At 37.1% G+C, this 13,267-nt stretch carries 14 protein-coding genes; 12 read left to right on the top strand and 2 right to left on the bottom strand.

Features of this window, described 5'->3' with window-relative positions:
- The first annotated feature begins 20 nt into the window (after positions 1–20).
- Positions 21–962 carry a glycosyltransferase family 2 protein gene (locus tag ACP5SL_RS00630; protein ID WP_272985511.1) on the top strand — a complete coding sequence of 314 codons (942 nt, stop codon included), beginning with the start codon at positions 21–23 and terminating at the stop codon, positions 960–962.
- 8 nt (positions 963–970) lie between these two features.
- On the opposite strand, the gene ACP5SL_RS00625 is transcribed toward ACP5SL_RS00630, so the two are convergent.
- Positions 971–1,789, bottom strand: a complete 819-nt coding sequence (locus ACP5SL_RS00625; RefSeq protein ID WP_014557668.1) for an aldo/keto reductase — start codon at positions 1,787–1,789, stop codon at positions 971–973.
- A gap of 412 nt (positions 1,790–2,201) precedes the next feature.
- Between ACP5SL_RS00625 and ACP5SL_RS00620 the strand changes: the two genes are divergently transcribed.
- A complete protein-coding gene (locus tag ACP5SL_RS00620; protein WP_428228025.1) occupies positions 2,202–3,494 on the top strand; it encodes a hypothetical protein in 1,293 nt (430 codons plus the stop codon).
- A gap of 208 nt (positions 3,495–3,702) precedes the next feature.
- Positions 3,703–6,504, top strand: coding sequence for a DEAD/DEAH box helicase (locus ACP5SL_RS00615; RefSeq protein WP_428228024.1), 2,802 nt, complete (start codon positions 3,703–3,705; stop codon positions 6,502–6,504).
- A 5-nt stretch (positions 6,505–6,509) separates the two neighbouring features.
- On the opposite strand, the gene ACP5SL_RS00610 is transcribed toward ACP5SL_RS00615, so the two are convergent.
- Positions 6,510–7,199: an acyltransferase gene (locus ACP5SL_RS00610; protein ID WP_014557665.1), complete on the bottom strand. Its 690-nt coding sequence runs from the start codon at positions 7,197–7,199 to the stop codon at positions 6,510–6,512.
- Between the two features lie 212 nt (positions 7,200–7,411).
- Between ACP5SL_RS00610 and ACP5SL_RS00605 the strand changes: the two genes are divergently transcribed.
- From ACP5SL_RS00605 to ACP5SL_RS00565, 9 genes are all read left to right on the top strand, one after another.
- Positions 7,412–7,543 carry a hypothetical protein gene (locus ACP5SL_RS00605; RefSeq protein ID WP_265589022.1) on the top strand — a complete coding sequence of 44 codons (132 nt, stop codon included), beginning with the start codon at positions 7,412–7,414 and terminating at the stop codon, positions 7,541–7,543.
- Positions 7,544–7,728: 185 nt separating this feature from the next.
- Positions 7,729–8,565, top strand: coding sequence for a putative RNA uridine N3 methyltransferase (locus ACP5SL_RS00600; RefSeq protein ID WP_428228023.1), 837 nt, complete (start codon positions 7,729–7,731; stop codon positions 8,563–8,565).
- A 123-nt stretch (positions 8,566–8,688) separates the two neighbouring features.
- Positions 8,689–9,732, top strand: a complete 1,044-nt coding sequence (locus ACP5SL_RS00595; RefSeq protein WP_014557662.1) for a 50S ribosomal protein L3 — start codon at positions 8,689–8,691, stop codon at positions 9,730–9,732.
- A 12-nt stretch (positions 9,733–9,744) separates the two neighbouring features.
- Complete coding sequence (gene rpl4p, locus ACP5SL_RS00590) at positions 9,745–10,563, top strand: 50S ribosomal protein L4 (RefSeq protein WP_014557661.1); 819 nt, start codon at positions 9,745–9,747, stop codon at positions 10,561–10,563.
- Positions 10,560–10,820, top strand: coding sequence for a 50S ribosomal protein L23 (locus tag ACP5SL_RS00585; RefSeq protein ID WP_014557660.1), 261 nt, complete (start codon positions 10,560–10,562; stop codon positions 10,818–10,820). The genes rpl4p and ACP5SL_RS00585 overlap by 4 nt, the downstream gene beginning before the upstream one ends.
- A 10-nt stretch (positions 10,821–10,830) precedes the next feature.
- Positions 10,831–11,562 carry a 50S ribosomal protein L2 gene (locus ACP5SL_RS00580; RefSeq protein WP_148683553.1) on the top strand — a complete coding sequence of 244 codons (732 nt, stop codon included), beginning with the start codon at positions 10,831–10,833 and terminating at the stop codon, positions 11,560–11,562.
- A 78-nt stretch (positions 11,563–11,640) separates the two neighbouring features.
- Positions 11,641–11,883, top strand: a complete 243-nt coding sequence (locus ACP5SL_RS00575) for a hypothetical protein (protein WP_014557658.1) — start codon at positions 11,641–11,643, stop codon at positions 11,881–11,883.
- A 56-nt stretch (positions 11,884–11,939) separates the two neighbouring features.
- Complete coding sequence (locus ACP5SL_RS00570; RefSeq protein WP_014557657.1) at positions 11,940–12,881, top strand: AAA family ATPase; 942 nt, start codon at positions 11,940–11,942, stop codon at positions 12,879–12,881.
- A gap of 4 nt (positions 12,882–12,885) precedes the next feature.
- The coding region (locus ACP5SL_RS00565) for a hypothetical protein (RefSeq protein WP_428228022.1) at positions 12,886–13,267 on the top strand (382 nt) is incomplete at its 3' end.

Below are 13,267 nucleotides of genomic sequence, written 5' to 3'. Positions count from 1 at the left end.
TGCATATTTGATGAAAACATATGGCCTTGGAGCTGGATGGAATGGAAGAAGCTGAACAATACAAAAATTTAACTGTTGTTATTCCTGTTTTGAATGAGGAGGAAGCAATCGGTAAAGTGCTTGAAGAAGTAATCAACCAGGCGAAAGTACCTAAGGATAAGATATTGATAGTAGATGGAAAAAGCACAGATAAGACCGTCGAGATCGCAAAATCCTACGGGGTAAAAGTCATTGAGCAGGAAGGTATAGGTAAGTCCATGGCAATAAAAACAGCATTAAATTACGTTGGGACAGAGTATATTCTCATTATGGATGGCGATTACACATATCCTGCAAAATATATTGTAGATTTGTATAGAGAAATCAAGAAGGAAAAAGACATAGTTATAGGTAGCAGAAAAAAGCTTGAGAAGGGTGCACAAGGACTTATATATAAAATCGGAAATTTCGGCCTTACTTTAACATTTAATATACTCTTCGGAACGAGAATTTCAGATGTTCTTAGTGGAATGTACATTGTAAGAACAGATATACTGAGGGAGATATCGTTCAATTCTAAAAACTTTGGAATTGAGTCTGAGATTTTGGCTCATGTAGTTTCTGAAGGAGGATATGCGGGGGAGATTCAAATAGAATACAGGAAGAGGATTGGAAAGAAGAAATTAGGAGTTCTTCACGGGTTTCACATTTTTGTTGATATGATAAAACTTATGCTCAACTACAACCCAACTTTCTTCATATTCATTTTGGGCTCTCTTCTATTGATACCAGGATTAGCACTTGGATTATACGTAGCATACTATTACTTTTTCACTGATATTACTTATTATGTTAAAGGCTTAGTAGCCATTATGCTAACACTTGCTGGCTTTCAATCTCTTCTTTTAGCCGTCCTCACTTTATTCATAAAGAGGATGGAAATAAGGTTTCTTAGATTGATAAGGAAGAGTCGAGGAAGATAAAAAAATTGCTATATATAAGCTTTTTCAAGCAATTTCCAATCTTCTTCGCTGATCCTCCAACCTACTGCTCCTAAGTTTTCTTTGAGGTGCTTCAAATTTGAGGCTTTTGGTATAGGAACAACTGGTTGAATTGAAATAAGCCAGTTTAAAGCAACCTGGACAGGACTTCTGTTATATTTCTGTCCGATCTCTTTTAATATCCCGCTATTAGCTATGGTACCTTTATCTATTGGTGTATAAGCTAAATAGAGCATTCCTTTCCTTTTAGCATATTCAACGACATTATAAAGATCTTCTTTGTTCTTCAAGCTAAGCTGATTTTCAACAGCTACAATTTCAAACTTTTTCTGGCAATTCATAGCTCCTTCCAATCTTTCAACTGAGAAGTTACTTACACCATAGTATCTTATAATTCCTCTTTCAACAAGCTCTTCAAAAGCTCTTATAGTTTCACAAATATTAACTGTGTCTGAAGGCCAATGCAAAAGGTACAAATCTATATATGTACCCAATCTTTTAGAACTCATTTCTGCAGACTTCAAAACTCTATCGTAGCTCGCATTTGCATTCCATACTTTTGTTACTATGAATAACTCATCCCTTCTTTCTCCCTTTATTGCATTTCCAACAATTTCTTCTGAGTGTCCTCCTCCATACATTTCAGCAGTATCAATCAAAGTTATACCATTTCTTATTGCATATTTCAAAATTTTCTCGTTTTCAAGATCTTGGGAATAATCAGGAGTCCAGAATCCTCCACCAATGCCCCACGTTCCAATTCCAAGGGCAGATACGCATCCTATGTTCTTAAAGCATTTTTTCTCCATAACTTATCACTATTCATTAAAGTTTCTAATTAAGGAAAAATTATTTTTGCATATATCTGATCTTTTTCCAGTCTTAAAGAGTGGGAGATTCCCCGCAAATGAAAGATGTAAAACCAAATAAATGCGGGAAAGTAAATGCAATCAGAGATTCTCGTTTTGAAAATTTATCGGAGCCTATTTATCCAATATCTTTTTTCTTAGAACAACCATTCATTCAATACATACACTGTTTTAATATTCATTATCAACAAAAAACTAGAAAAGCTTATAGGTCTTACTCCCTATCCTGAAAGACAGGGCCTTCAGATATAATTTTATTAATTAAATGAATATTTTAGTTATTATGACTAGCATTTTTTAAGATTCTTAGTACTCTTTCATCGCTGATGTGGTTGCAGTAGAGGAGCTGAAAATGATAGAAAAGAGCTTAGAAAAAGCAGGTATGAAGCTCACGCCATCGCTACTAATTTACATTTCTGTAGTTCTAATGAGGGCAGCAAATGCGAGTTTTATAATTTCACTAACTACAGCATTTCCAGATATATCTGCTTGGATGCAGGGAATTATACAAGCGTCATATTCATTTACTGAAGCACTATTTGGAATATTCAGTGGGATCATCTACGAATATTTGGGGAGTTCAATTTCTATTATATTTTCATCTTCACTTCTCTTTATTTCTTATGCTATTATGACCGTTTTTGCTGATATGAGCATCAGTGCTGAAGCTTTTACTATCCCCTCAGCTCTAGCAGGACTTTCTGCTTCATTCTTGCTAACGTCTTCATTAGCGGTAATTTCAGAAGAAACCATAAAGGCATCAACAAAGGGAAGGCTGTTTGGAGTCGGGGGGCTAGAGGTGTCAAATATAATAGGCTATGCTGTTGGTTTTACTTTTGCTGGGACTCTCCAGCTTATCCTTCCTTCAGCAATAAAGGGTTTTTCCCCGTCATTTCTGTTCTCTTTTTTGGCATTCCTATCGAGCATTATTTTATCGAAAAGCATAGGTAGAAGAAATATCAGTGAATTTAAGAACAAGAAGATAACCTTTCACCTTAAAGCTAAAATAGAGGGCAAGGTTTTAAAGCTTGTTCCTATGTGGTTCGGTTTTTCTATTGTGATGGGAGTTGCGTTCATAAGCCCAAAGTTTCTAAGCGAGCTTTTCAGTCCAATAGAAGTTTCTAACCCAGGTTTGAAACTCTTCTCAAGCTTTATGCTACTTTTTGCACTTATAATTTTGTCCTTAGGTGTTATGGGAGGAAGCTACATTGCAAGCATTCTGGGAAAAGTTAACTCTCTATTGGCTGGCTCGCTTTCCCTTCCATCAACTCTCGTAATGTTATCCATTCTCGTAAGCTATGGCAGCAATATTAAGGGAATCAGCATGTTTTTCTTTACATTGATATTATTGACTTTTTCTGTGCTAGCTTTATCGATACCACCTACTTTACTCTCATTGCTTGCAGACTTTACAGATTTATCTAGAATTAGGGGTCCATCCTCAGGTGTATATGTGACGAGTATGGGTATAGGAATAGCATTAGGTGAATCTCTCGGTGGAAAAATTTATGACGTATTTGGACTAGAAACTTTATTGCTTATCTTAGCTATAGTATTCCTTCCTTTGGGATTAAGTACATGGATCATGCTTTATTTTGAAAGGAGTAGGAAAAACATCAGTTCTAAACCTATACCTCAAATATAGCTTGAAATGTTTTACTTAGATGATTAGATCTTACTCATTCCTGCATAGAAAAACATTTAAAATCTATTGTGGGATGTCTTCATTTTAATCAGCAAAAAAGTTCCTAGCTTCATCTATAAAATTATAAAAACCGCCACAATTAGATATTTTAGAAGTGCTCTTTACTTACAAGATTTACAATTCGATATTTAAAAAGGAGCAATTAAAAATGGAAAAAAATGCATTCGATCTTCTAGATGAAAGGCTTTTAAAAGTCATAACGGAGTATGGATACCGCGAGCCTACTTCAATTCAAAATAAGGCAATACCTAAGATTCTTCAGGGAAGAGATGTGATAATTACCGCGCCAACTGGAAGTGGAAAAACAGAAGCTGCAGTTTTTCCAATTTTTTCCCTAATGCTGAAGGATGAAAGTTGGAATGGGAAACCGCTGATGGTCTACGTCACTCCACTTAGAGCATTGAATAGAGATATTTTCGTTAGACTCGAAGATATATCAAATAAAATTGGCTTGAAAAGCATAGTCAGGCACGGAGATTCTAGTAAAAGAGAAAGGGGTGATTTCCTTCGTTCTTCTTATCACTGGTTTATTACTACTCCTGAAAGCCTTTCAATGTTGATAACTCATAGCGCTACGAGAGATATGCTCACAGATATTAAATTTGTGGTCATCGATGAGGTTCACGAGCTTATAGATAGCGAGAGGGGTAATACGCTTGAGGTTGTTTTGAAGAGGCTTAAAAGAATAGTAAAAAAGTACCAGTTCATTGGCATTTCTGCTACAATTCCGGATGCATCTATAATAAAGAAATTTTACTCATGTCCTTTTTGCGAAGTTATAGAGGATGATGTTAAAAAGGATATTGAGATAAAAGTGAGGATTCCAGGTTCAGGAACAAGTAGCAAGGGAGAAGATGAATTCAGCGAAATTCTAAAAATAATAAATGAGGAAATTGAAAGAGCTAAATCATCTATCATCTTTACTAATACAAGGGACATGGCAGAATTTCTTACGTATAAGCTTAGGGAATTAGGTAGAGATGACATCGAAATTCACCATGGATCTTTAGCAACGGAAGTCAGAAAAAGCGTCGAAAAAAAGCTTAAAGGAGGCGAAATAAAGGGGATAATTGCAACATCAAGTCTAGAGCTTGGCATTGATATTGGTAGCGTTGACCTTGTTATTCAGTACGGCTCGCCGAGGCAGGCTATAAGGATGCTCCAGAGAGTAGGAAGAAGCGGACATTCAATAGTAAAGAAGGCTAGAGGAATAATAGTTACAACGAAAAACTTAGACGAAATAATCGAGTCTGTTGTTATAGCAAGGAGGACCTTGAAAGGTGAGCTTGAAAGCCTCATCCCTCATGAAAGGCCCTTTGATGTTTTGGTACATCAATTAGTAGGAATGTTGCTTTCCGCTGAACAGAGAAAAGAAGAAGAGATTTTAAAGTTTCTGAACGCAACTTTTTCGTTCAGAAACCTCACTGAGGAAGAGCTCAAAAAAGCGATTGAATTTTGCGAAGGCATCAAGCTGATTATTAGAAAAGAAAATGGAGAGCTTGTAGCTAGCAGAAGAGCAAGAGAGTATTATTATTCAACAACAATGATTCCAGACGTACAGAAGATTCCTGTTGTAACTGTATATGGCGATAGAATAGGATATTTAGATTCTGATTTTGTTTTATCAAAGCTTGATGAGGGCTCAAGTTTCATCCTGCAGGGTAGGGAGTGGTCTGTCGTATCAATTGATGATGAAAAGCTAGTTGTAGAAGAAGTAACCGAAAGGATGGGTGCACCGCCGTCTTGGATAGGAGAGATGATCCCGGTTTCAAGAAATGTTGCAAGAGAAGCAATATCTCTTCTGTCGAGAATCTGCAGAGGAGAAGTCTATGAAAAAATTAAATCTCAGTATCAATCTATAACTATTGAAGCATATGATTTTGTAAAGAAGGTCTGCGAAGATACAAGGAAACAAGGCTTCGAGTTTCCAAGCCAGAACATCGCTTTAATTGACTGGACAAAAACGGGATTATTAGTTTTAACTTATCCGCTAGGTTCAAACGGGAACGAGACCCTTTCACTTCTCATTTCAAATTATATTTTTTCCAAAACAGGGAGGTCAGTTTCTACATCGAGTGACCCATATAGAATCTACATGGAATCCACATTTCCTCTGACTCTAAATGATCTGATTGAAGCGCTGTACAGTCTTTCTTTGAAAGAAAAAGATGAAATAGAAGAGATGATTAAATCCCAACTCAAAAAATCAAATATTTTTATGTATAAGCTATCTACTGTTGCAAAGAAAATGGGAGCAATATCTAAAAATGCAACGCTTAGTGAAGTTAAAAAAGTGCTTAAATATTATAAAGACACTTTAATAGGTGAGGAGGCTTTTAGGGAAGTTTTCTATGAAAAGCTTGATATCCGATCAGTTATAGAAATGCTGAAAGATATTAAAAGCGGTAAAGTGAGAATCGTTGCGCAACCCATAGAAGGTTTGAGTCCCCTAGTTGTAAATAGCTCTAGCGCGCCGAGACCTGTAGGATACGCACTGGAGACTCTTCCTCAAGAGCTTTTAATTAAAGTTTTGGAAAAAAGGATATTGGAAAAGACCGTACTCCTCAAGTGCATGAACTGCGGCTGGGAAAAGTCAGTAAAAGTCTCTGAACTGCCGGATATAATTTCATGTGAAAAATGCGGTGCAAGAGCTGTAGCACCGTTACCTCCGAGTAACGAAGAATTCGTAAATGCTATCAGAAAATACTTCAAAGAAGGGAAAAAATCTCTGAAGGGGAAAGAAAAGGAATACTTTGAGGATGCTGTAAAGAGAGCCAAGCTGGTAATTACGCATGGAAAGACTGCAGTTATGGCTTTGACTCCCTATGGAGTAGGCCCAAAAGGAGCCTCAAGGGCGTTAAGCATGCTTAAATTAGGATGGAATGAGTTCTTAAGAACGCTTTACGAAGAGGAAAGAAATTACTTCAGGACGAGAAAATATTGGGATTGACAAATTCATGCTTCTGATTCATATTTTTCCCTCTTTCTATTATATTCATCTTTGCTCATCAGCTTTCTCGCAGGCACTCCAGCGACTACAGTGTTAGGTTCTACATCTTTCGTAACAACTGCACCGGATGCTATTACAGCACCTTTGCCAATTCTGACACCAGCTATGATTGTAGCATTTGCACCAATAGCTACGTTATCTTCAACTATTGCTCCGAGTAGTCTCTTGCTTACAGGGTACTTATCATTGGTAAATACTACCCTTGGACCTAGGAATACATTTTTTCCAATTATTGTATATGGAGGTATGTAAACGCCAGTTTCTATTCTGGCGAATTCCCCTATTTTCACCCTACCATCAATTACTGTATCTGTTCCAATAATGCTGTTGTCTCCTATTTCAGTGTCTTCTCTGATCAATATTCTATGTCCCGTTTCAACGTTTTTCCCAATTTTTACTCTTTCATATATTATAGAATTGCTTCTTATAACAGAATTATCTCCAATAGTAGCACCTTCGCTTTCTATTTCCCCTTTTTTTCCTTCTTGAAGCATTTTAATTCTACTTCTAATAGGGTACCCTACTACAGTTCCAGTATCTATGAAAGCTCTGCTTCCAATTATAGAAGAACCTAATATTAAAGCGCCTTCTCTTACTATTGCGTCCTTAGAAATTACGGATTTTTTTGTACTCAAAATAAACCACCAAAATAAAATTAAATTTTATTTGGATTATAAATAATTTTTTAAAAAAATTAAAAAATAATTAGAATCGGTTTCCAATTAAAAGGGTCAGGAATTTTTCATCATCATTGTTTTTCTGTACTCGGCAAAATCATCATCCCAAATAATATTAATCCTTAAACAAAAGAATATAAAAATAAAAATCATCATGGAGGTAGTTTTGAATGGGAGGAAAACAGAAAACAACTTTGTTTATGGGCGTAGGAGGACCTACAGAAAGAGTAAAAAAGACAGAAAGCACTCAGACGGAGGAAAAAGCCTCTAAAGGGAAGAAAGCAGAGAAAAAGAGCAAATAAGATTTTAAGTATACAAATTAATATTCTTACAATCGAAGGTGTCACCTTCAGGGCGGAGTGCTTACTTAGGAATTGTTCGATAAAAGCTTTTTATTTAATGAGCAAAACTTAAATGTATACTTTTTGCAAGTTTTTCTAAACGCAAAATTTAGCTGATGATCTTCACTTAAGGTGACGTTTGCAAAATGAAAAGCATTGAAATTTTATTGCCATATTGTTCTTTGGAAAACGAACCTGACCAAATAAGAATTACCTTAAAAGCTAATATAATTGCAAGAGCAGCATCAATTTTTAAAGTTGAAAGAATAACCCTCTATAGAAGCAGGAGCGACAAGAAATCTTGCAAAGACCAGAAAGAAATTCTAGGGCTTCTTTTAAGGTATTTTGTCACTCCTCCATACCTTAAGAAGAAAATCTTTGGAAAGAGAAAAGAATTAAAATACGTTGGGATGGCGTATCCTCTACAAATACCAACGCACAGCCTATCTAAAAAGGCAAAAGAAGGTGACATAAGAGTAGGGTTGGTTGAGAGAGTTAAGGAAAGTGCAATATTCGCAGACATCGGAGTTGGAAAACAGGTTAAGATTTCAAATAGCAATTATGAATTGAAAAGGGGGGATCTCATTTTCGTCAAGGTGAAGAAAGGCGATCTTTCTGAGCTCGAAATCATTAAAAATCCCGATATATATGTAGGGTATTCAGTAAGAGAATGCGAGAACCCATTAGATTATTTAAAGGAAAAAAAGAAGGAGGGACTGGTAATAGGTACTTCAAAGTTCGGCGATCCTATTTGGGAAAATCTAAAAGAAGTTGAAGAAAAGCTTAAGAGTAGCGATAAAGTTGTAGTCGTGTTTGGAGAGCCTTACAGAGGAATATTTGAGATATTTAAGCAGCTTGGTGGGAATACCGATGACCTCTTTCACGGAATTTATAATCTTGTAAGAGATCAGGGCACTAAAACGATCAGAATGGAAGAGGCATTGTTTATAGCTCTTTCACTGTTGAACGTACTTTCTTCTTGAATAAGTTTTATAAATGCCTATCTTATTTGAAAATAAAAGAGAGTCCCGGTAAAACTTATATTTATATTTAGGTTAGTTGGCAAATACATGCTGACCGGGCTACTCTCGGATGGTAGGTGAAAGATGGGTCATAGAAAGAAAAGCGCTCCTAGAAGAGGAACTCTAGGGGTAAGGCCAAGGCAGAGATTTGAAGGAATTGTACCAAGAGTAAGGACTTGGCCTGTATTAGAAGAAAAGAAAATTTTTCCTTTAGGTTTTATAGGATATAAGGTAGGAATGACACATGCACTTGTGGTAGATGATAGAAAAACATCTATAACATTCGGGAAGCAGATCTTCACTCCAGTGACTTTGCTAGAGACTCCTCCAATGATCCTGGCTGGAATAAGAGGTTACAGCTTTGATATAAATGAAGGCAAGCAACCATTAACTGAGGCATGGGCAACCGGTGATACCTTAAAGAACACGAACATAGAAAGGCTAATAAAAAGCTTTTCTCCAAATTCAACACAACAAAAATTAGAAGAGCTAGAGAAATCTCTCTCCGAAATGGCCGAATTGAGAGCGCTTCTTTTATCTCAGCCGACTTTAGCGGGAGGCATCTCAAAGAAGAAACCTGAATTAATTGAAGTTGGATTGTCAGGAAAAGACTTAAAGGCGCAGTTCAGTTATGCAGTTGAGAAATTGGGGAAAACTATTAAGATTTCTGAAATATTTAATCCTGGAAAATTTGTCGACATCATTGCAGTAACTAAAGGAAAGGGATTTCAAGGTCCTGTGAAAAGATTTGGAATAAAAGTATTGCCGAGATGGCATAAGCATAGAAAGGCAGCGAGAAAAATTGGAGCTAGGGGTCCAGGTATGGGCGCTCTCTCTACAGCTCCTCAGGCAGGTCAAATGGGATTCCACCAGAGAGTGGACTACAACAAAAGAATTCTGTATATAGCTGATACAGAAGGAAAAGATAAGGAACTGTTAGCAAAAATAAACCCCTCCAGTGGATGGCATAAATATGGATTAATCAGAACAGATTTCGTGATTCTTGCAGGAAGCATTCCTGGTTCAAGAAAAAGACCAGTGATATTAAGGCAACCTGTGAGACCTCCAAGTTGGATACCTGAGGGCGCGCCTAAGATAACTTATCTCCACAAAATTGGTGAGTTGTGAGGTGAGTGAGTAATGGTTATAGTTGTTAATAATAGCGCAAAAATAGAGGTCGATGTATTTGACAAAAATGCTCAGCCTAAGGAGAAAACAGAACTACCACTAGTATTTTACATTCCGATAAGAAAAGATCTAATAAGAAGAGCCTTTCATGCTGAGTTTACAGCGGGACTACAGCCGAAAGGAAGAGATCCGATGGCAGGAAAAAGAACCCCAGCTGAAAGTTTAGGTGTAGGAAGAGGGTTGGCCAGAGTACCTAGAGTACCGGGAACATCAGAAGGAGCCTTTGCTCCGATGACGGTTGGAGGAAGAGTTGCTCATCCTATAAAGACTGAGGAAAAAATAGTTGAAGAAATAAACAAAAAAGAAAGATTGTTAGCCACAGCTTCTGCAGTTGCTGCAACATCTTCGATAGAATTTGTGAAGAAAAGAGGACATAAGTTCACGTCTACTGCTCTTCCAATTGTACTAGATAGTAGCATAGAAAAAGAGATCACCAAACTTTCAGAGGCAAAAGAGCTCCTGAAAAAATTAGGCGTCTGGGAGGATGTCGAAAGATCGTATAGCAGAATAAGGATAAGGTCAGGAAAGGGAAAAATGAGAGGAAGAAGATATATTGAGCCTAAAAGCTTGCTATTTGTACTTTCTTCAATCAATACTCCTTTTGCAAAAGCGGTGAGAAACTTGCCTGGAGTTGATGTGGTAAGCGCTGATAATCTGTCAATACTGCATTTAGCTCCTGGGGGCGTTCCTGGCAGATTGACTATCTATACAAAAGATTCTCTATTAAAGCTTCAAGAAAGATTTAAAAATATTAGGGTGGTATTGAGATGAGCGAAGAATTTGTAATAATTTCACCACTTCACACTGAGCTTGCGCTCAATTACATAGAAAAGTATAATACAATCGTCTTTGTAGTTGATAGAAAGGCAACAAAGCTAAGGATAAAAGAGGAAGTTGAGAAAAGATTTGGCGTAAAAGTTGAAAAGGTCAGAACAGAAATAACTCCAAAAGGAGAGAAAAGAGCTTTTGTTAAACTTACCCCAGAATATAAGGCTGAGGAAGTAGCTACAAGATTAGGACTATTATGAGGTGGAAAATATGGGTAAGAAAATAAGGCAACAGAGAGCCGGAAGAGGCTCACCTACATTTAGGAGCAGAAAGCATCTGCATGAAGCGCCTGCAGCATATCCTGCAATAAAAGAAGATGAGACATTCAAAGGACATATCGTAGAGATCATTCACGATCCTGGAAGATGGGTTCCTCTGGCAAAAGTGAAGCTAGAAAATGGGGTTGAATTCTATACAATAGCATCAGAAGGATCATATATTGGTCAGGAAATCGAAATAGGACCAAATGCTAAACCTGTAAATGGAAATATACTCCCGCTTCAGTCAATACCCGAAGGCACGCAGGTATTCAATATTGAGATAAAGCCAATGGATGGGGGAAAGCTTGTGCGGACAGGTGGCGGATATGCCCAAATAATAAGTAAAGGTGTAAATACGGTGACAGTTGTGCTTCCTAGCGGCAAGTCAAAGGAAATTGATGGTAGGTCGAGAGCTACAATAGGAGTTGCAGCAGGAGGAGGAAGAATAGAAAAACCCTTATTAAAAGCTGGAAACAGCTATTGGAAATGGAAGCCGAAAGCAAGAAAGTATCCAAAAGTCAGAGGAGTAGCTATGAACGTAGTATCTCATCCGTTCGGTGGAGGTCACCACCAGTCTGAAAGTAAGCCAACTACTGTGTCTAGGAATGCTCCTCCAGGGAGAAAGGTTGGTCATATTGCTGCTAGGAGAACTGGAAGAAGAAAAGGAAAAGTTCAGCAATAATTCCCCTCTAGGATGACCTAATTTTTAATCTGAAATAGGTGTAGATGGGTGCAAACAGGGACTGGAGGCTAGAAAGAGATGAAGGCTTACAGAATTTTCTATACAACTTTTTATGACGATGATCACGAAAATGTAAAAAAGAAGCTGAATGAATTAATAGGAATAGAAGCGTTAGATCATAAGTCGTTCGTAAAGGAATTCAGATATTTAGAATACCGTTCAGAATCTTTGAAGCCAGGTCTTGAAGAAGAAATAAGGAGGATAGCAGAGGAAGTTTTAGGTAAGAAATCCTATATAAAAGTTGATTTTATTAGTCTTTAACTTTTATTTAATAATTGATTGAGCTTTTATATAATTTAAAAAAAGGAAGTTAAAAAATGGCTGATTCTCTTACAAGTGAGACTGATCCTATAGAAGTTAAAGTAAGAGACATTTATGAACAGGCATATCCGAGAATAAGAGAAGTAAGAAATCCTATTGAAGCAAAGAAAATTTTGAGAGAAGAGTACAAGCTGATCGTAAGCGAGGGACTAATAACGCTTGTATTTGCAGCATTTATTGATGGTCTCCCCGTTCTCTTTGAAGGTCCTCCAGGTACAGGTAAAACTGAAATTGGAGAAGCACTTTTAAGCCTTTGGGCTGGGAGAAAGGCCATTATCCTTCCTTGCAGCGAGAACTATGATGAGTATAGAGTCCTAGGAGACTTCCATCCTATGAAAGCTTACAAAGAAGGATTTAACGAGGAATCTTTTATTCCAAGGCCTCTGCTTGCTGCTTTAATACTGGACAGCGGAATACTCATTGATGAGATTAGAAGGAGTAGCGAAGAATTTCAAAACCTATTGCTCGACGTCATAGACAAGAGAAGAATAATCATCCCGGAACTAAAAAAGGTATATAAAGCTAAGGGAATCGGCTTTCAGCTGATTTTTACTAGCAATCCTGAAGACCTAGCACAAAATGAGCTAAGCGACGCATTTATGAGGAGGGTAGTGAGGATCAAGCTTGACTATCCGCCACCAGACAAAGAGATTGAGATCATTAGATTAAGACTTGGAACAGTTTCTTCTTTAATATCAGAAGACATGATGATGAAGGGAATAGAAGCCATTAATGTATTGCGAAAATCAGATTTGATGTACAAACCAGGAATCGCTGATAGCGTTAGATGGATGGGAATTAGCGCGAGGATCGCGATGCTGAGAGGGCATGAGAGAGTCAGTGAAGAAGACCTGCTGGAAGGCGCAAAAGCCACTCTACTCAAGAGAAATGATGAGGAAGAAGCAGTAATAAAAATTATAAAGAGATTCTTCGGGTAAGATTATGCTTTCTGATGAAATTAATTTGGATGAAGTAATTAGTATTGTACAAGGAATTGCAGGTAGGCTGAGAGAGAGAAACGTATTGGTAAGTACAAGTGAAATTGAAAATGCTGTAAAATTATATATTACTGCAACTCAACTTTCTCCATATGGCTATTTTCCGTTGAAGCCAGTGATTGAATCTGTATTTGTGAAGAGGAAATATGATGAGGAAATATTTAATGATGCTTGGAGGGACATTAGCAAAGTTTCTTATGGAGAGAAAATAAGAGCTTCAGAAAAACCGAAGGAAAAACTCTTGAAGGGAAAAAGGATAGAGGAAAAAGAAGAGCATGAAAGTTTAGATATAGCTAGAATGCAAAAACTAAGCGTTGGAAAATTAA

This window comes from Fervidicoccus sp., assembly GCF_049967375.1.
Taxonomy (GTDB): Archaea; Thermoproteota; Thermoprotei_A; order Sulfolobales; family Fervidicoccaceae; genus Fervidicoccus; species Fervidicoccus fontis.
This window is presented reverse-complemented; position numbering and strand designations above follow the sequence as displayed.

What these genes read in the sequence shown, in the direction of transcription:
- ACP5SL_RS00630 (WP_272985511.1), top strand. Translation starts at nt 21, where the DNA reads ATGGCCTTGGAGCTGGATGGAATGGAAGAAGCTGAACAATACAAAAAT.
- ACP5SL_RS00625 (WP_014557668.1), bottom strand. Translation starts at nt 1,789, where the DNA reads ATGGAGAAAAAATGCTTTAAGAACATAGGATGCGTATCTGCCCTTGGA.
- ACP5SL_RS00620 (WP_428228025.1), top strand. Translation starts at nt 2,202, where the DNA reads ATGATAGAAAAGAGCTTAGAAAAAGCAGGTATGAAGCTCACGCCATCG.
- ACP5SL_RS00615 (WP_428228024.1), top strand. Translation starts at nt 3,703, where the DNA reads ATGGAAAAAAATGCATTCGATCTTCTAGATGAAAGGCTTTTAAAAGTC.
- ACP5SL_RS00605 (WP_265589022.1), top strand. Translation starts at nt 7,412, where the DNA reads ATGGGAGGAAAACAGAAAACAACTTTGTTTATGGGCGTAGGAGGACCT.
- ACP5SL_RS00600 (WP_428228023.1), top strand. Translation starts at nt 7,729, where the DNA reads ATGAAAAGCATTGAAATTTTATTGCCATATTGTTCTTTGGAAAACGAA.
- ACP5SL_RS00595 (WP_014557662.1), top strand. Translation starts at nt 8,689, where the DNA reads ATGGGTCATAGAAAGAAAAGCGCTCCTAGAAGAGGAACTCTAGGGGTA.
- rpl4p (WP_014557661.1), top strand. Translation starts at nt 9,745, where the DNA reads ATGGTTATAGTTGTTAATAATAGCGCAAAAATAGAGGTCGATGTATTT.
- ACP5SL_RS00585 (WP_014557660.1), top strand. Translation starts at nt 10,560, where the DNA reads ATGAGCGAAGAATTTGTAATAATTTCACCACTTCACACTGAGCTTGCG.
- ACP5SL_RS00580 (WP_148683553.1), top strand. Translation starts at nt 10,831, where the DNA reads ATGGGTAAGAAAATAAGGCAACAGAGAGCCGGAAGAGGCTCACCTACA.
- ACP5SL_RS00575 (WP_014557658.1), top strand. Translation starts at nt 11,641, where the DNA reads ATGAAGGCTTACAGAATTTTCTATACAACTTTTTATGACGATGATCAC.
- ACP5SL_RS00570 (WP_014557657.1), top strand. Translation starts at nt 11,940, where the DNA reads ATGGCTGATTCTCTTACAAGTGAGACTGATCCTATAGAAGTTAAAGTA.